Source organism: Trichocoleus sp. FACHB-46 (assembly GCF_014695385.1).
Taxonomy (GTDB): Bacteria; Cyanobacteriota; Cyanobacteriia; order FACHB-46; family FACHB-46; genus Trichocoleus.
This window is the reverse complement of sequence record NZ_JACJOD010000014.1, coordinates 57,141-74,671: the sequence shown is the minus strand read 5'-3', so window position 1 is coordinate 74,671 and position 17,531 is coordinate 57,141. Positions and strand designations below refer to the sequence as shown.

Below are 17,531 nucleotides of genomic sequence, written 5' to 3'. Positions count from 1 at the left end.
AAAAGTGGTTAAATTGGCTCAAAATTGGTTTAGGGGAGCAGCGAAGCCTAACTTAGTATCCACTGTCAAAAACAGCGATGCTACTTCTCCCCAGATATTTATTAACTTATCTGACCTGTAAAAATTACTCGAGACATGGCTAAATGGTAACGGTTTCTAGTTTCTGCTAATCAGCATGACTGATTCAATAAGTCATTATTAGTCAGAAACTAGAACTTGCTTACAACTTAACTAGTGTCTAGCGGCTGTACCTGCCTGGGCCGCAGCAGGTGCTCCACCAATCATCCGCTGCATCTCGTCAGGTCGTGAAGTCTTCGAGATGGCAGCCTCGAAAGAAATACTTCCAGCTTTATAGAGATCGGACAAAACTTTTTCCAAGGTTTGCATCCCTAATTTACCGCCTGTTTGAATCGCGGAATAGATTTGGGATGTTTTTCCTTCTCGAATCAAGTTAGCAATAGCTGGGGTGACAACCATGATTTCCTGAGCCATGATTCGACCGTATTCACCCGGCTTGACGTTCTTTTTGGGAACGAGAGTCTGACTGAAGACAGCAACTAAGGAGTTGGATAATTGTACTCGTACTTGCATTTGCTGCTCCGGGGGAAACACGTCTACCATCCGGTCAACGGTTTGTGAAGCAGAACTGGTATGCAATGTACCAAATACTAAGTGGCCTGTTTCAGCGGCTGAGATGGCAAGTTGAATCGTTTCCAAGTCCCGCATTTCACCTACAAGGATGACGTCTGGGTCTTCCCGTAAAGCCGCTCTTAGCGCATTCGCGAAACTCTTGGTGTCTTCACCGACTTGGCGCTGGTGAATCACGCTCTTAACTGATTCATAGACAAATTCAATTGGGTCCTCAACCGTGAGAATATGCTCTGCGCGAGTCATATTGATGTTGTTGATCATGGAAGCCAAGGTGGTTGACTTACCCGATCCGGTTGGGCCAGTAACGAGCACTAAGCCTCTAGGCTTTTCTGACATTTCTCGGACAATGTCTGGCAACCCTAAGAGGTCCATGCTAGGAATTTTGGAACTTAAAGCTCTTAAACAAGCGGCGTAGGTTCCTCTGTCCTTATAAACGTTGACTCGGAAACGAGCCAATCCTTTAACACCATAAGAGCAATCTAGCTCCCAGTTCTGCTCCAAATTCTTCCGCTGGGTGTTGTTTAGCATGCTGAAGATAAGTCTCTGGCAGCTCTCAGACGTCAAGACTTCGTGCTCTGTAGGAGTTAAGTGACCACTGACGCGAATGTAGGGAGGCAGTCCAGAAGAAAGGTGCAGGTCTGAACCACCCCGCTCGATCACTTCTTCCATCAAGTCTTCAATCATTAATTCCATAGATTTCTCTCACAAATTTCAAGGTAGATGGGTAAGATTCGCCTATAGCTGGGGACGATCGCAAAAGTAGTTAACTCAGTTTTCGTCAATCTTGGAAACGAGGAGTAGTGCAGTAAGGGCAGTCTATCCATTCTGGTTTAGCCTCAGCTCCACAAACCCGACAAGTTAGGGAACTCTTGCGCTTAGCTTTAAGCTCAGCTTCCAAGCCTGTGTCAGTAAAGGTTACCCGTTCCACTTCTTCTAATGTCGTAGCACCTCGACGCACTAAGTTAAGACTGTAGGCGAGTAAGGTCTGCATGCCTTCTTCAACGGCAACCTCTTTGATCCGCTCCGTAGGTGCACCTTGGGCAATCAGAACTTGCAGTTGCTCCGTAATTCGCATCACCTCATAAACACCATTACGCCCTTTATAGCCAACGCCATTACAAACAGAGCAAAGCTGATTTTGCGCTCTAGCTTCCTGAATTTGCTCTGGCTGTAGTGTGTTCGCTTTATAGAAAGTGACTCCCGCATCGTGAGTGCTAGACATCCCAAACTTGGCTAGTTCGTTAGGATCAGGGTTATAAGGAATCCGACATTCGGGGCAGACCCGTCGCATGAGACGTTGAGCCACAACTCCAAGTAGGGCTCCAGAAACCATGAATGGTTCTACGCCCATTTCATCTAGACGAGCGATCGCGCCAGCAGCGTCATTGGTATGAAGGGTGGTTAATACCAAGTGCCCAGTCAAGGCTGCCTCAATCGCCGTTTTCGCGGTTTCCTTGTCCCGGGTTTCACCCACCAGAATCACATCTGGGTCTTGTCGAAGGAACGCCCGCAGAATGGCCGCAAAGTCCATACCCTTTTCACGAATGACCTGGACTTGATTGATACCCGGTAAAGAGTACTCAATTGGGTCTTCTGCCGTACTGATATTGACGCCTGGATCGTTACGTTCTGCTAAAGCTGAGTACAGAGTAGTGGTTTTACCAGAACCAGTCGGTCCCGTCACTAGAATTAGGCCGAAGGGACGTTTAACCATCTCTTGGACAATCTGCAAGGAGTCTGGATCAGAGATCAACTTATCTAGGCCCAGTTGAGTCGCTGAGTTATCAAGGATTCGTAAAACTACCTTCTCGCCATAACGGCTAGGCAGGGTGTTGACCCGGAAGTCAATTTTGCGGTCCTGAAAAACCCGCCGAATCCGACCGTCTTGGGGAGCTCTACGCTCAGCAATGTCTAGTTCAGAAATAATCTTGAAGCGGGCTGTGACGGCTGGAATGATTTTTTTGGGTAGTGGATCAAATGCCTGACGTAGCACCCCATCCTTGCGGAAACGAATTCTTAAGTATTCCTCTTGGGGTTCAATGTGGATGTCAGAGACTCCGTCTTGCAACGCTTTGATGAGGATTTTGTTGACCAAGCTAATGACTGGAGCGTCGGATGCTCCTTTGGCGACATCATCTAGATTGGCTTCCATATCTTCAGGGGCATCCTGAAGATCCAAATTTTCTAAGCCTTCCAAGTCAGATTGAACATCAACAGACTTTTGAATTTCGATTTGCTTAGTTTTCTCAACTTGCTCATCTAAGTATTTAGAAATCAGCTGGTTGTAGTCTTCCAGCGTGATCACCATCCGAGACAAAGCTAAGCCTTGAGCCCGCAGAATGCGATTGAGGTCATCCTGAGCGTCTAAGTTGTCAGGATCAACCATTGCGACCAAGACACCAGGGGGGGAGTCATGCCTAGAGAGCGGTACTAATCGGTAGCGGCGGCAAATGTCAATGGGGATCAGAGTATCAATTAAATGCCCCACCTGACTTGCAGTAATGTCACTGACTTCAGGGTCAAGGGACTCAACCCCATAGAGAATCTTCAGTTCAAAAAGCTGCTGCTTCTTGTACTGCCGCAGCAGGTCGGGAGTAAGTTGACGCCCTGTAATAGTCTCTAGAACTTCTGTAATCGGTCTGCCAGATTTACGACTCTCAATCAGAGCCTGCTGCATCTGTTCGTGGTTGACATACCCAGACTGAATGAGCTTATTCCCAAAGGGAGAGAAGTCATTCTTGACGATAAGGGCGCGCCGCTGTGATGAAGAGTTAGTCATAGCTGATGAAGAAGATCTCCTTTTTAAGTGTTCCCACAAGTCCTGGGCAGAATTACGAGTAGCAATATGATGTTTGGTAAATCTATGATCCCAACTCTCTATTCTTTGGATTCTTGAGTACTTCTAGCCTTGACAAGCTGGGAGGTTTAAAGGTCACGCCTAGAGACTGCTCTATCATCTTGGTCCTTTAAACTCAAAGGGCTATGACGGAGAGTGTGAGTTGGGAAGGCAAAAATTAAATTGGCTTTAGGTATTTTTGCTATTCAGCTAATTAGCAGTCGCCAAAGCGTAGGCTATCTACCTTTGGTTTGATGTTTAGACTATAACGAAGTTCTCAAGATCATAGCCCTTGAGCTAAAAATTAGTAGGATTTTGCAACACACTTTGGTGGTATTGCACTTATAAATAACTCATTGCCCAATTTGTGAATTTTCTAACTCAACTATGTTTAGTGAGACAGATAAGCGTCTTATTGCAAAGACTCAATTTACAGATTAGGCAATCCTGGAGCTGCGATCGCAATTGTCAAGTCAGTCAAGGCACTTACTGACCCAGTCGTTACAATGAGGAATGGTATGTCGTGGAAGTTTACGGCTGCTAGCTCGTGGTTGGCCAGTTGAGAGTTAGTCAACTCTTGGCGATGGAGTTTCCTTTAAGGCATTTTAGGGAATGCCAAGAGCGGGGTTGTCAAGGTAGCATTCTCTTAATGTAGGATTAGTGCACAATGATGGGTGAAGAAAATCAGCCAGAGAACCTTCAAGATCTGACAGTTGATTCTTCTGGGTCTCCTGAAGAAATAGCCGACCAAACCATGTCAATAGAAGCAGATTTAAATTCCGAAGAATTCAACTTGGCCTCCCAGGCCAATGATGATAGTCCTACAGCAGCAAGCTCTGAGAATGGAAGTTTCACTTTGGAGCCTGATAATGCTGCAAGTGAATCTGAGTATCAGGCAGCTCTAGAAGAGTTATCTCAAGAAGTGGAGTCTCTCAGGACTCAGGTAGACGACCGGACTAATCAATATGTCAGGATCGCCGCAGACTTTGATAACTTCCGCAGACGGGCTCAGAAAGAAAAAGAAGAGCTAGAAGAAAAAATTAAGTGCTCCACCATTACCGAGTTGTTGCCTGTCGTAGACAACTTTGAGCGGGCTCGCTCCCACATCAAGCCGCAAAATGACGGCGAGATGAACATTCACAAGAGCTATCAGAGTGTCTACAAGCAGCTCGTAGACTGCTTGAAGCGAGTTGGCGTTTCGCCGATGCGATCTGAAGGTAAAGACTTCGACCCAAACCTGCATGAAGCAGTGATGCGAGAAGCCACAGATAAGCATCCAGAGGGCACCGTTGTAGAGGAGTTAGTCCGAGGCTATATGCTTGGCGATCGCGTCTTGCGTCACGCAATGGTGAAAGTTGCTGCTGCTCCAGACCCCGTGGTAACCTCTGAGGAGAGTGACCGAGGTCATGGAGACAGCTGATAGGCTTTGATTTGACAGGAATCCTTGTGAGCTTCAGATGCAGTTACGGGTAGTCTAGCTTCTGAGTGCTTAAGGGTTGGATTGGTTACGGAATCTCAAGGCAAAGAACAATGCTTTGAGATTAGGGTTCCACAAACGCTCAAGCTCTGTCCACTTCTGTTGTCCTACATTAACCGCCGCTAGCTATGGGAAAGGTCATTGGTATCGACTTAGGCACGACGAATAGTTGTGTTGCTGTCTTAGAAGGCGGGCAACCGAACGTTATCTCGAACTCTGAGGGTGGGCGGACAACTCCGAGTATTGTGGGATTTGGTAAGGCTGGCGATCGCTTAGTTGGGCAACTGGCTAAGCGTCAAGGCGTAACCAACGCTGAGAATACAATCTTCAGTATCAAACGATTTATCGGTCGCCGCTGGGAAGATACCGAAGCTGAGCGCGGTCGGGTTCCGTATGGATGCATTAAAGGTCGAGACGAAACCGTTGATGTGCAGGTGCGCGGACGGACCTATACTCCGCAAGAGATTTCAGCCATGATCTTGCAAAAGCTCAAGCAGGATGCTGAAAACTATTTGGGTGAGCCTGTTACCCAAGCTGTGATTACAGTTCCTGCCTACTTTACAGATGCTCAGCGGCAAGCAACTAAGGATGCAGGAACCATTGCTGGCTTGGAAGTCCTGCGCATTATTAATGAGCCGACTGCTGCTGCCCTTTCCTATGGCTTAGACAAACAAGATCAAGACCAACGAGTTTTGGTTTTTGACTTAGGTGGTGGCACCTTTGACGTTTCCGTCTTGCAGTTAGGCGATGGAGTATTTGAAGTAAAAGCCACAGCAGGCAACAATCACCTCGGCGGCGATGACTTTGACAACTGCATTGTTCGCTGGATGATTGATTGCTTCCGCGATCAAGAAGGCATCGACCTCTCAATGGATAAGATGGCACTTCAACGTCTGCGGGAAGCGGCGGAAAAGGCCAAAATTGAGTTGTCTAGTACAGTGACAACTTCCATCAACCTGCCCTTTATTACTGCCGATGAGACTGGACCCAAGCATTTGGAGATGGATCTCAGTAGAGCTAAGTTTGAAGAACTGGTAGGCCATTTAGTCCAGGGCACCATTGACCCGGTTAGTCAGGCCCTAAAAGATGGTGATCTAAAAACTGATGACATCGATCGCATTATTTTAGTGGGCGGTTCCACGCGGATTCCGGCGGTACAAGACGCAATTCGGAAGTTCTTCGGTGGTAAAGCTCCCGATCGCTCTGTGAATCCTGATGAAGCAGTGGCTTTGGGTGCTGCAATTCAAGGTGGAGTGCTGGGTGGCGAAGTCAAAGACTTACTGCTCCTAGATGTGACTCCTCTATCCCTAGGTATTGAGACGCTAGGAGAAGTCTTTACCAAGGTGATTGAACGGAATACAACCATTCCAACCAGTCGGACTCAAGTTTTCTCGACCGCGACAGATGGTCAAACCTCGGTAGAGATTCATGCTCTCCAAGGGGAACGGGCGATGGCTAGAGACAACAAAAGCCTAGGAAAATTCCAGCTGACTGGGATTCCTCCAGCCCCTCGCGGTGTCCCTCAAATTGAAGTAGCTTTTGATATTGATGCGAACGGTATCTTAAAGATCTCGGCCCGTGACAAAGGTACAGGACGCGAACAAAGCATCCAGATTACCAACACAGGGGGTTTGAGTGACGGCGAAATTGAGCGGATGCGGCAAGAAGCTTCTCTCTTTGCAGACGAGGACATTAGACGCAAGCAGGTAGTCGAACTGAAGAACCAGGCAGACAGTTTGTTCTACAGCTACGAGTCTACAATTAGAGACAATGGTGCTTTAATTGGGGACGCTCTCAAGGCTCAAGCTAACGAAAAAGCGACAGAGTTACAAGCCGCTCTTGGCGATCGCTCCATTAGTATTGAAGAAATGAAGCAGCGGCTCGATACCTTCCAGCAAACCTTGTTTGCAATTGGAGCAGCCGTTTATCAACAAGCAGCAGATTCCAGCGACGATCAAGACTACTCTTTCACTGACGGTGACCCCACGTTCGATGGCAGTGATAACTTTAAAGCTTCTCAAGATGAAGACGAAGATGTGAATTTCGATGATGATACAGTAGCCGCTGACTACGAAGCCATCGACTAGCCCCGGTGGTAATGCTCTACTCTATTGAATGGTTCGTTCCGCTCTTTTAGTTATTTTTTTATCCTCAATCACCCCCAGAACAGCATTCTATGGCCCGCGATTACTATGAAATACTTGGTGTCTCTAGAGACGCTGACAAGGAGGAAATTAAGCGTGCCTATCGTCGTTTAGCACGGAAGTACCATCCTGATGTCAATAAAGAGGATGGGGCTGAGGAGCGCTTCAAAGAGATTAATCGGGCATACGAAGTTCTTTCCGAGCCAGAAACTCGTTCTCGCTATGATCGCTTTGGTGAAGCAGGCGTAGGCTCCGCAGCGGGAGCTGGCTTCCAAGATATGAGCGATATGGGGGGTTTTGCGGACATCTTTGAAAGCTTCTTTAGCGGCTTTTCTGGGGGGATGGGCTCAACTGGGCGGAGACGTGGCGGTCCGGCGCGAGGAGATGACCTTCGTTTAGACCTGAAGCTAGACTTCCGTGATGCGGTTTTTGGTGGTGAAAAAGAAATCCGGATTAGTCACTTAGAAACTTGTGCAACTTGCAGCGGTTCTGGTGCTAAACCGGGAACTAGACCGCGCACCTGTTCTACTTGCACGGGTTCTGGCCAGGTGCGTCGCGCGACTCGCACTCCCTTTGGGAGCTTTACTCAGGTCTCAGTCTGTCCGACCTGTAATGGCTCTGGGCAGATGATTGAGGACAAATGTGAGGTTTGCAGTGGTAACGGCCAAAAGCAGGAAACCAAGAAGCTGAAGATTACAGTTCCTGCTGGGGTTGATAATGGCACTCGGTTGCGAGTTTCCAGTGAAGGCGATGCTGGACAACGGGGTGGCCCACCTGGCGACCTTTATGTATACCTCTTCATCAACGAAGACCCAGAATTTCAGCGAGATGGCATTAATGTCCTTTCGGAAATAAAAATTAGTTACCTTCAAGCAATTCTAGGGTGTCGCTTAGAGGTGAATACAGTAGATGGTCCAGCCGAACTGCTGATTCCACCTGGGACACAGCCAAGCACTGTATTAACGCTGGAAAATCGAGGCGTGCCTCGCCTGGGCAATCCTGTCAGCCGGGGGGATCACTTAATTACGATTTTAATTGATATTCCGAATCGCATTACGGCTGAGGAGCGAGAGCTACTCGAGAAGCTAGCCAAAATCAAAGGCGATCGCACGGGTAAAGGCGGATTAGAAGGATTTCTGGGAGGACTGTTTCGGGGATGAGTAACGCTGAATCATTGACGAACTCTGGTACTCCAGATGCTCAAATTGATCTGCGTGGCACTCCCTGTCCGCTCAACTTTGTGCGAGCCAAGCTCCGCTTAGAACAAATGGCTCCTGGTTCACTGCTAGAGGTCTGGCTTGATCCAGGAGAACCGATTGAGCAAGTGCCTGACAGTCTAGCAATGGAAGGTTACGGCATTGAACTAGTGGAAGATCGGAGTGAATTCTTTGCTTTAAGGGTTCGACGGCCAACTGTTTCTACATGAATGTTGCTGGAGTAGAACTCAATGCTGCCGAAGCTGCACCCCAGCTTCTCGGAACGGTTGTGGCTGTTCAAGCAAATTATTATCAGGTGCGATTAGACACTGCTCACTTGTTGTTTGCTGAGCCAGAGACATTAGAAGTGACAGAGTTGTTATGTACCCGTCGCGCTCGGCTGAAGAAGATTGGTCAGCAGGTGATGGTGGGCGATCGCGTACAAATTGAAGAACCCGACTGGGCAGGTGGTCGAGGCGCGATTGCCCAGGTTTTGACGCGCACATCTGAGTTAAGTCGTCCCCCCATTTCTAATGTGGATCAAATTCTGTTGGTGTTTGCTTTAGCAGAACCGACGCTAGACCCACATCAACTGAGTCGATTTTTAGTCAAAGCGGAATCGACTGGGATAGACGTAGTGTTGTGTTTGAATAAGCGAGATTTGCTGACACCAGCCGAACAGGAGCAATGGTGCGATCGCCTCAACCAATGGGGCTATGCACCAATTCTGATTAGCGTGTATCAAGAGGATGGCCTGACGGAATTACAACAGCGCCTGAGCCAAAAAATCACGGTAGTGGCGGGACCTTCTGGCGTTGGCAAGTCGAGTTTAATTAACCATTTGATTCCAACGTTGGACTTACGGGTCGGTCGCGTTTCCGGCAAGTTGGGGCGGGGTCGCCACACCACTCGGCATGTGGAATTGTTCGAGCTACCTACAGGAGGGCTGCTAGCTGATACGCCTGGGTTTAACCAGCCGGAAGTGGATAGTGCGCCAGAAGATTTAGCTTACTGTTTCCCAGAAGCACGACAGCGCTTGGCAAGTGCCAACTGTCAATTCAGTGATTGCTTGCACCGTGATGAACCGAACTGCGCGGTTCGGGGTGACTGGGAACGCTACGAGGATTATCTAAATTCGCTGGATGAAGCAGTCGCTCGGTATACCGCGATCGCCCGCCTCAAAGACGCAGAATCAACCACTAAAGTGAAAAGCGGAGAAGAAGGACAAGTTCAGTACGAACCTAAACTGGAAACTAAGCGGTATCGCCGTGTGTCTCGTCGTGTGCAACAACAGAACCTCAAAGAACTATACAAAGATATGGATAGCGGTTTAGTTGAGCCTGACTAACCGTGACTAGATTTCCGCTGAGTCAGCGTAGCAAGAACGAAATGCTCTGAAAAGAGCCGATGACAAAACCAAGAATGCCACCTAAATTGACGATCGCTTGTAATTCGCTACGGACGATGCCTTGAATCGCCCCTTCTAAATCAGCCGCAGAAGTGGCTTTGACTCGATCAATAATCACCTGATCGATGTCTAAAATTGGAATTGCTTGCGCCACAATAGATTCCAAATCTCGCTCTAAATATCGTTCTAGAACCAAAGCGAGTTCCTGACTCACTGTTTCTAAGGAAGCATTAACCACAGCAGAATTGCGTAAGCGGCTGAGCACAATCGTCGCGATGTTTTCCCAGTCGATAGATTTGCTCAAGCCCTGCAAGACCTCAGCTCCCCGATTCTGCACATAAAGCCGCACGCTGTCACGCATGGTTTTGCGTAGCTGCCGAACGGTAGAGACGGGCAAATTCTGTAAAGACAGATTTTGCAACCACTCCCGCAAGCGCTGTTTTACGGCTAAGGACAAAATCAGCTCGGCAATACGAGTGTTGCTAGCTTCCCGTTCATCCAGGCAGAAAGTGCGTAGACGGGTCAAAGAGTTACGCAGCCCGAAGAGATTGGCAACGACCCAATAAGTACCACTCGCTTTTTCCCGAAAGCCCTCATCAATAATTTGAATGTTGCGATCGGTCAAAAAATCGATTAGGGCCTGGCGAACCACATCCGGTGGTAGCACGACTTGTAGCAGCCAGTCTGACAATTTGCTCGCTTGGTCTTCTGTCAGTTGAAACTCCAACAAAACCTGATCAAAAATCTGGTTCAACTGAGTTTCTAAAAAATCTTCTCGCCGCGCTAGGACTTTGAGCAAGCGCGGCATCGACTGGCCCAACAAATCCCGTAGAATGCCACCTAAAATCTTGGCGGTTTTTTGCTCTTTATCTGCCTGAACTTGATCTAGCCCTAACTGTAGCAGCCATAGAATGGCTCCTTGAACTCGCTCTGTCTTCAGCAGGCGACGGGCTAGATTTTGCAATTCCTCTGGAGTCAACAAAGACCCCATGATGGTATCTGCAATTCGTTTCGCCAAACGTTCCTGATTTTTGGGAATTAAGCCAGGCGTAAATGGCAGTTGCTTCTTGCCCAGATAATAGGGCCGATAGGGGCGAAACAGCATCTTGATGGCAATATCATTGGTGAAGTAGCCAATGATGCCACCGACGACAGGAGGACCAGCGAAAAGCCAGAGGTTAGACAGCTCCAAGGTACTTAGTCAGATCCTTTTGTCACAACTAATACTCCCATCGTACCCCCGGCGATTGGGTAGTGTGTGGCTTCAGAGAAACCAGCCTGACGAGCTAGATACATCTGCTCAGAGCCGATAGGGAACTTTTCTAGACTAGGACTGAGGTAAGCATATTCTTCGCGCAGGCCAAATTGTTCTGCCAAGGGCACCACAATGGTATTCAGATACCAAGCTTGAAACGCTTGAAAATCTTGATTAGCAGGACGATGAAAGTCGAGAATCGCTGCTTTGGCCTTTGGTTTTAAGACACGATGTAATTCTTTTAAGCTACGGGGAATGTCGGTCACGTTGCGCAACCCGTAACCCATTGTCGCTGCATCGAATTGAGCATCTGAGAAGGGAAGATTTAATGCGTCCGCCTCAACCCAATCGATAATGGCAGGACAAGAGCTAGCTTCTAGCCGTTGCTGAGCGATCGCTAACTGGGCTTTAGAAAAGTCTGCGCCAACCACTCGACCCGTCGGGCCAACTTGCCGAGCCAACCGCTGGGCTAAATCACCGCTGCCACAGCACAGATCTAAGCAAGTGTCTCCTGGTTGGCAATTGCTCCATTTGACCGCCATTTGTTTCCAAATTCGATGCTGCCCCAAGCTCAGCCAATCATTAAGTTGATCATAGATGGGAGCAATCCGGTCAAATAAAGCTTGAATCGGAGCGGCTTGAGCCGCATTTTGTAGCTCTACAGTTTGTTGAGAACTAAGGCTGTTTTCTACTAAAGAAGTTTTGCGATCGCAATCGGGTGTCATTACCAAACTTATAAAACCGCGTCAAAATTAGGCCAGTTACACTAGCCTACTACTCTACCTTGGCATGAAAGACAAGCTTGGTAACTAAACATGCCGATGCTTACCCATGATTTATGAGGTTTTAGAAAGTTTGGTGAGCGCGATCGCACCCACCCCTCGATCACCCAAACTATGGAAATGCATTTTTGGCCCAAATTAAACCCTAGACCACGGGACGATAGTAGCGAGTGCAGGTTAAAGCCAGTGCCACTTGCTGAGCCGATAAGTGAATCAAGGTCAACTCGTCTTCCCGCAACTTGCAAGGCTTTTTCCATTGCAGCGAGAGTACTGCCAAGACTTCACCACGATAGGTAATAGGGACAATGAGATGCGCTTGCACGCCAGAGGTTTGATAGTGGCCGACACTAGCCAAAGCATCATCTGTGGGGATGTTGACCGCAACTTGCATTTGCTGATTGGCGATCGCTGCTTTCGCTAGTGGATCTTGATCTAGCCAGTTTTCTAGACCGTCGGCTGTACTGTAAGTGCCCTGACCTGCCACTAAAGCGTTACCTTCTACCAATTGCAAAATACAACCATACGCCAGGAAGTTTCTGCCAAAGGCGATCGCAATCGGTTCTAAGCAATCCTCTAAGCTGGAGGAGCTTTGGGCAACATGGACAATGGCGGAGAGTAGATTTGTCTGGGCTTGGGCTCGTCGTAGCTCCTCAGTCCGCTGCTTCAGCAGTTCGTAAGTTTCTGCGGCTCGTTGCACTACAGCCTTGAGTTCGTTAGGGTCCCAGGGCTTAGTGATGTACTTGTATACCTGTCCAGAGTTGATAGCCTCTACTAGGTCCTCAACATCTGTAAAACCTGTCAGGATGATCCGCATGGTATTGGGAAATTGCGGGACGGTTTTACTGAGAAACTCCGTTCCCTTCATTTCTGGCATGCGTTGATCTGAAATAATCACCGCTACTTCACCTTCGGTGGCGAGCACGTCCAACGCCATGACGCCGCTCTCAGCTCGTAGGACTTGAAAATCACGCCGAAAGGTACGGTAGAGCAAATCCAGATTATCTGGTTCATCATCTACTACGAGCATTTTGGGCTTTTGAGGTTTTTCTAGGCTCATTAACTGACGACTAATATTATCAAGTTCGGGAATCGCAAGTTCTGGGATGGCGTTGTCCATACGGGTGTTAATAGATTTCTGCGGAAGATCTGGGTGAGCAACTCATCCACTTTATTCAAAGTTCCCAAAGACACTGGTGAGACTACAAACAAAGTTGTAAATGATAAATGCCAATATTATTGGACTATCAACTTAACTTTAGTTGTTTAAATTAGCCTCACAGCAGGTCAAAGGTTGGATAGATTGGACCCTAGATCGAACCAGATGCTATGTCTAATGCTAAGTCTAGAAGTGAAGAGGTGAAGCACTAAGCTAAGCCCTTCTAGTGTGGCCTCTAGTTCCGTATTTCTAACCTGATGCAGAGAAATTTCTAGTAAAGTTTAACTGCTTTCCTAGCCCAGGAAATTTGTATAATTTTGACTTTAAGTTTCGAATCTTATCGAGTTTTAAGCTTTCACCTGCTATCTCAGAATTGCTCAGAGCTGCGTTAGACCTAGCAACCCCAAGCATTTTATGAATTTTCTGTCGAAAGAACGAGACACCAATATTCTTGTTGTTAGGGATTTACAGTAGCGAAGGTTTGAGGAGCACGCTTCTGTAAGGTTTCTCGATGCAGCGGTAGGCTGATTTGGGCTACTTCTTCGGCTTGAATTTCCCAAATCGGCAGTTCGGAAAAAGTGTAGGTTACATAAGGACGCTGGGCGAGCTGGCTCACGTAACCCATGTAGTCGCCCATCATCAGATAAACTCCCATGATTGCAGCGGCGGCTGTCGCAACTAAGCACCCTGCCAGCATCAAAGAAAATTCTTGATGCTCAATGGCTTCTTGCATCAGGCGCAAGGCCCAGGTCACGAGGGCAATAACGACCATCAAAATAGCGAGAACGATCAAAGGAGTAAACATTGGTTGTTTACGAAAGGCAATCTTTACGGATTGTAACAGAAATTAAGATAGCCTAACCGGTAAGCTCCGTCCGGGATCTAGACCGCTGTCTGTGATTTCAGTGAATTGCCTTTGTTATCAGTTTTTTATCAGGAGAGGCTGAGAGTAAAACTAGCCAAAGTTACAGCAACCTTACGGGCACCTGATGATCAGCAAGGTGATGCTTAATCTGGCTCACCGTTAACTGACCGTAGTGCAGCAGAGATGCCAGCAGGGCTGCTTCGGCCTTACCTTCAGTTAGAACCGTATGGATATGCTCACAGTTTCCGGCACCGCCAGAGGCGATGACTGGGATCTGCACTTGCTCAGCAATGGTGCGGGTCAGCTCTACGTCGTAGCCTGCTTGGGTGCCATCCGCGTCCATACTGGTAATCAGCAATTCACCCGCTCCTCGTTGCTCGACTTCTTTGGCCCAGGCGATCGCATCGAGTCCTGTATTTTCTCGCCCACCCCGTACAAACACATCCCAACCGGGGTTGCTGGGATCTGGTCGCCGCCGAGCGTCAATGGCAATGACAATGCACTGTCTACCAAAGCGATCGCTGGCTCGATTGATTAAATCTGGGTCGCGTACCGCCGCAGAATTTAAACTGATTTTGTCAGCTCCCGCTCTTAACAAATTCTTAATTGTCTCTAAGTTTTGGATGCCTCCACCCACCGTCAAAGGAATGAACACTTGTTCGGCGGTACGGTGAACGACATCAAAAATGATGCCTCGGTCTTCGTGGGTTGCTGTAATATCCAAAAAGACCAGCTCATCAGCCCCAGCTGCGTTATAGGCTTGCGCCAACTCCACCGGATCGCCAGCGTCACGCAGATCTACGAAATTGACTCCTTTTACTACTCGTCCTGCTTTTACATCCAAGCAGGGCAAAATCCGCTTCGCTAACATCGCAGTTTCCTTGCACAGTATCAATATGGTGCCAGCAATGGCGGTTGATTGTGCAACCTCTACCAGCCCATTTGACTTTACCGCAGGAGCAGAGGCCAGGGTTTTTGATGGAACCAAATTTCTTGCCGCTAGGGATGCTGTTGCAATAGCAAGACGCTGATAGACTGTGAAATGGTTTGTAACAATTGAGTTCAACTAAGTTCAACCATGAAAGTCGGTCAAAAAGTACAACTTCGCCGTTTGAGAGATCGCGTTCCGCCTGCTGTTATTAGTAAATTGGGCCAAATTGGCACCATTCGTGATTTCAGGATGGTGGATAGCAGCAGTGTGGGCGTGCTCGTAGAGTTTGATGATAAATTTGCGACTTGGTTTTTTGAGGATGAAATAGAAGTAAGCCAATAGGACGGTTGCTGAAGTGAGCCAGTCTTGAAGCGCTCCGTTCTTACAGTGGTTGACGCTGAACCTACCGCTAAGCTGAGGACAGCCTTCAGTGCAGCCATTTAGCATAGAAGTCCTAGGCAGCAAATGAGTTGCGCGCTGTTGTTATAGGAAGCTTTTAATGTCCTTAATTTTGACGTTTTTAGGAAAAGGTGGCACAGGTCGGACAACGGTTGCGATCGCCACTGCTAAACGCTATGCCAGTGAAGGTAAGCGAGTCCTGCTCGTCGGTCAAGCGCCAGACCCAAACTTGGGTGTGTTGTTGGGAAATGCTTTGACGGCTGACCCTCAGGAAATTGCCTCTAACTTGCAGGCTGTGCAATTGCAAAGCGCTGCTTTGCTAGAACGCAGTTGGGAAGAAGTGAAGAAACTGGAAGCCCAGTATTTACGGACTCCAATCTTAAAGGCTGTGTTTGGTCAAGAGTTGGGGGTGCTACCCGGTATGGATAGTGCTTTGGCCCTCAATGCTTTGCGCGAGTACGATGCCAGCGGTCAGTATGATGTCATTGTCTATGACGGTTCCGGCGACCAAAGTACGCTGCGGATGCTGGGTATGCCCGAAGTGCTGAGTTGGTATGTGCGCCGCTTTCGCAAGGTGTTTACCGATTCTGATCTAGGCAGAACTATTTTAGAATCTCCCTTTATTCAGCCTTTAGTTGGCACTGTGCTAAACGTCAGTTGGTCACCGGATAATTGGGCTCAGCCGACGAATCAGGTGAGCAATATATTAGACGACGGGAGAGCCGCTGTTACCAATCCTCATCGTGTGGCAGCCTACCTAGTTACCACCGCCGACCCAGCAGCGATCGCAACGGCTCGTTATCTGTGGGGCAGTGCTCAGCAGATTGGTCTCACCGTAGGCGGGGTGATTTTGAACCAAGCAATGGTGAGTCAGGCTGTGGCTCAAACTGTCACCACTGAGTTTGATCCGCTCAAAATTAATGCTTTTCCGGTGCGAACAGGAGATGATTGGCAACCTTTAGTCGATGCGTTGCCTGACTTCAGCCAAGCCGATCAAGCGCCTAGAGCGATCGCAGTCAATGTGGCTGAGCGCAAAGTCGCTCTGTTCCTCCCAGGCTTTGACAAAAAGCAAGTTAAGCTGTCTCAAAATGGCCCTGAAATTACGATTGAAGCAGGGGACCAACGGCGTAACATTTCCTTGCCACCGGAATTAAGCGGTAAACCCGTGACAGGTGCCAAATTCCAAGATGGTTACTTAATCATCTCGTTTTAATCTATAAGATCTGTTGAGCACTAATTGCCTGGACTAGGCATGGAATCTAGAAACCCTATGTCTGACCCGACTCCCTTAACTCCAGACTCCAACGTTTCTCCAGCAGTTGAGGTGGCACAAGGCCAAAATACTGCCGCAGATCTAGAGGTGCAAGCCAATACCGCTGCACCTCTGAGCACAACTGCTCCAGAGGCTGCTAATCGGAGTGCCAAAGCTCGGCAACTCCTAGGTATGAAAGGAGCGGAAGCAGGAGAAACCTCGATTTGGAAGATTCGCCTGCAACTGATGAAGCCGATTACCTGGATTCCTCTAATCTGGGGAGTCGTTTGTGGTGCAGCTTCTGGCGGACGCTTCAGTTGGAGTCTAGAGAATGTCTTGATCTCAGCCGCTTGTATGTTGATGTCGGGACCCATGCTGACGGGCTACACCCAAACCATCAACGATTTTTATGATCGAGATCTAGATGCGATCAACGAACCCTACCGCCCCATTCCTTCGGGAGCCATTTCTCTACCTCAAGTCAAGGTCCAAATTTGGGCCTTGCTGCTGGGTGGTATTGGTATTGCCTACGCCCTAGATCAGTGGGCAGGGCATACATTTCCCACGCTGACGGCTTTGGCGGCAGGGGGTTCGTTGGTGTCTTATATCTACTCAGCTCCACCACTGAAGCTGAAACAGAATGGCTGGTTGGGTAACTACGCGCTTGGAGCTAGCTATATTGCTTTGCCTTGGTGGGCAGGACATGCGCTGTTTGGGGATCTCAATCCCACAATTGTGGTTTTAACGTTGTTCTATAGCTTTGCGGGCTTGGGCATTGCGATCGTGAATGACTTTAAGAGTGTGGAGGGCGATCGCCAGCTGGGATTAAAGTCGCTACCAGTCATGTTTGGTGTCACCACTGCTGCTTGGATCTGCGTCCTGATGATTGATGTGTTTCAAACCGGGGTCGCGGCTTATCTGGTCAGTATTCACCAGAATTTGTATGCAGTCATTTTGTTACTGCTCGTAATTCCCCAAATCACCTTCCAGGATATGTACTTCCTGCGTGATCCTCTCAAGAATGACGTGAAGTACCAAGCGAGCGCCCAACCGTTTTTAGTGTTGGGCATGCTAGTCGCGGCTCTAGCGCTAGGCCATGCGGGTGTTTAAGCCTATTTTAGCTAATTTTTTTGCCCAAAAAGGTTATGAACACTTGACTTTTAGACTGAGGTTACGATA

At 48.3% G+C, this 17,531-nt stretch carries 15 protein-coding genes; 8 read left to right on the top strand and 7 right to left on the bottom strand.

All coding sequences use genetic code 11. The annotated features are described in order from the left end of the window. Positions 1-231: 231 nt before the first annotated feature. Positions 232-1,344, bottom strand: coding sequence for a type IV pilus twitching motility protein PilT (locus tag H6F72_RS10680; protein ID WP_190434546.1), 1,113 nt, complete (start codon positions 1,342-1,344; stop codon positions 232-234). Between the two features lie 85 nt (positions 1,345-1,429). Then, a complete protein-coding gene (locus H6F72_RS10675) occupies positions 1,430-3,430 on the bottom strand; it encodes a GspE/PulE family protein (protein ID WP_190434544.1) in 2,001 nt (666 codons plus the stop codon). Between the two features lie 724 nt (positions 3,431-4,154). Between H6F72_RS10675 and grpE the strand changes: the two genes are divergently transcribed. From grpE to rsgA, 5 genes are all read left to right on the top strand, one after another. Further along, complete coding sequence (grpE, locus tag H6F72_RS10670; protein ID WP_190434541.1) at positions 4,155-4,907, top strand: nucleotide exchange factor GrpE; 753 nt, start codon at positions 4,155-4,157, stop codon at positions 4,905-4,907. Positions 4,908-5,092: 185 nt separating this feature from the next. Beyond that, positions 5,093-7,051: a molecular chaperone DnaK gene (gene dnaK, locus H6F72_RS10665; RefSeq protein WP_190434538.1), complete on the top strand. Its 1,959-nt coding sequence runs from the start codon at positions 5,093-5,095 to the stop codon at positions 7,049-7,051. An 89-nt stretch (positions 7,052-7,140) separates the two neighbouring features. Continuing rightward, positions 7,141-8,268, top strand: a complete 1,128-nt coding sequence (gene dnaJ, locus H6F72_RS10660; RefSeq protein ID WP_190434536.1) for a molecular chaperone DnaJ — start codon at positions 7,141-7,143, stop codon at positions 8,266-8,268. Then, positions 8,265-8,534: a sulfurtransferase TusA family protein gene (locus tag H6F72_RS10655; RefSeq protein WP_190434533.1), complete on the top strand. Its 270-nt coding sequence runs from the start codon at positions 8,265-8,267 to the stop codon at positions 8,532-8,534. The genes dnaJ and H6F72_RS10655 overlap by 4 nt, the downstream gene beginning before the upstream one ends. After that, positions 8,531-9,652, top strand: a complete 1,122-nt coding sequence (gene rsgA / locus H6F72_RS10650; protein WP_190434530.1) for a small ribosomal subunit biogenesis GTPase RsgA — start codon at positions 8,531-8,533, stop codon at positions 9,650-9,652. The genes H6F72_RS10655 and rsgA overlap by 4 nt, the downstream gene beginning before the upstream one ends. A gap of 22 nt (positions 9,653-9,674) precedes the next feature. On the opposite strand, the gene H6F72_RS10645 is transcribed toward rsgA, so the two are convergent. The 5 genes from H6F72_RS10645 to hisF all read right to left on the bottom strand — a co-directional run bounded on the left by H6F72_RS10645 (position 9,675) and on the right by hisF (position 14,641). Next, positions 9,675-10,904 (bottom strand): DUF445 domain-containing protein, encoded by a 1,230-nt coding sequence (locus H6F72_RS10645; protein ID WP_190434527.1) that lies wholly within the window; start codon positions 10,902-10,904, stop codon positions 9,675-9,677. Positions 10,905-10,909: 5 nt separating this feature from the next. Then, positions 10,910-11,692: a bifunctional demethylmenaquinone methyltransferase/2-methoxy-6-polyprenyl-1,4-benzoquinol methylase UbiE gene (ubiE, locus tag H6F72_RS10640; protein ID WP_190434524.1), complete on the bottom strand. Its 783-nt coding sequence runs from the start codon at positions 11,690-11,692 to the stop codon at positions 10,910-10,912. A 202-nt stretch (positions 11,693-11,894) separates the two neighbouring features. Further along, complete coding sequence (locus H6F72_RS10635) at positions 11,895-12,866, bottom strand: response regulator (RefSeq protein WP_190434518.1); 972 nt, start codon at positions 12,864-12,866, stop codon at positions 11,895-11,897. A gap of 496 nt (positions 12,867-13,362) precedes the next feature. Beyond that, the gene (locus H6F72_RS30200; protein ID WP_242016880.1) at positions 13,363-13,710 is read right to left on the bottom strand and encodes a hypothetical protein; all 348 of its coding nucleotides are present in this window, start codon (positions 13,708-13,710) and stop codon (positions 13,363-13,365) included. A gap of 160 nt (positions 13,711-13,870) precedes the next feature. Continuing rightward, the gene (gene hisF, locus H6F72_RS10625) at positions 13,871-14,641 is read right to left on the bottom strand and encodes an imidazole glycerol phosphate synthase subunit HisF (RefSeq protein WP_190434515.1); all 771 of its coding nucleotides are present in this window, start codon (positions 14,639-14,641) and stop codon (positions 13,871-13,873) included. A gap of 207 nt (positions 14,642-14,848) precedes the next feature. Between hisF and H6F72_RS10620 the strand changes: the two genes are divergently transcribed. From H6F72_RS10620 to chlG, 3 genes are all read left to right on the top strand, one after another. Beyond that, complete coding sequence (locus H6F72_RS10620; RefSeq protein ID WP_190434512.1) at positions 14,849-15,043, top strand: DUF2862 domain-containing protein; 195 nt, start codon at positions 14,849-14,851, stop codon at positions 15,041-15,043. 157 nt (positions 15,044-15,200) lie between these two features. Further along, on the top strand, positions 15,201-16,313 hold the full coding sequence (locus tag H6F72_RS10615) for an ArsA family ATPase (RefSeq protein ID WP_190434508.1): 1,113 nt from the start codon (positions 15,201-15,203) through the stop codon (positions 16,311-16,313). Positions 16,314-16,370: 57 nt separating this feature from the next. After that, the gene (gene chlG, locus H6F72_RS10610; protein ID WP_190434506.1) at positions 16,371-17,462 is read left to right on the top strand and encodes a chlorophyll synthase ChlG; all 1,092 of its coding nucleotides are present in this window, start codon (positions 16,371-16,373) and stop codon (positions 17,460-17,462) included. Positions 17,463-17,531: the final 69 nt, after the last annotated feature.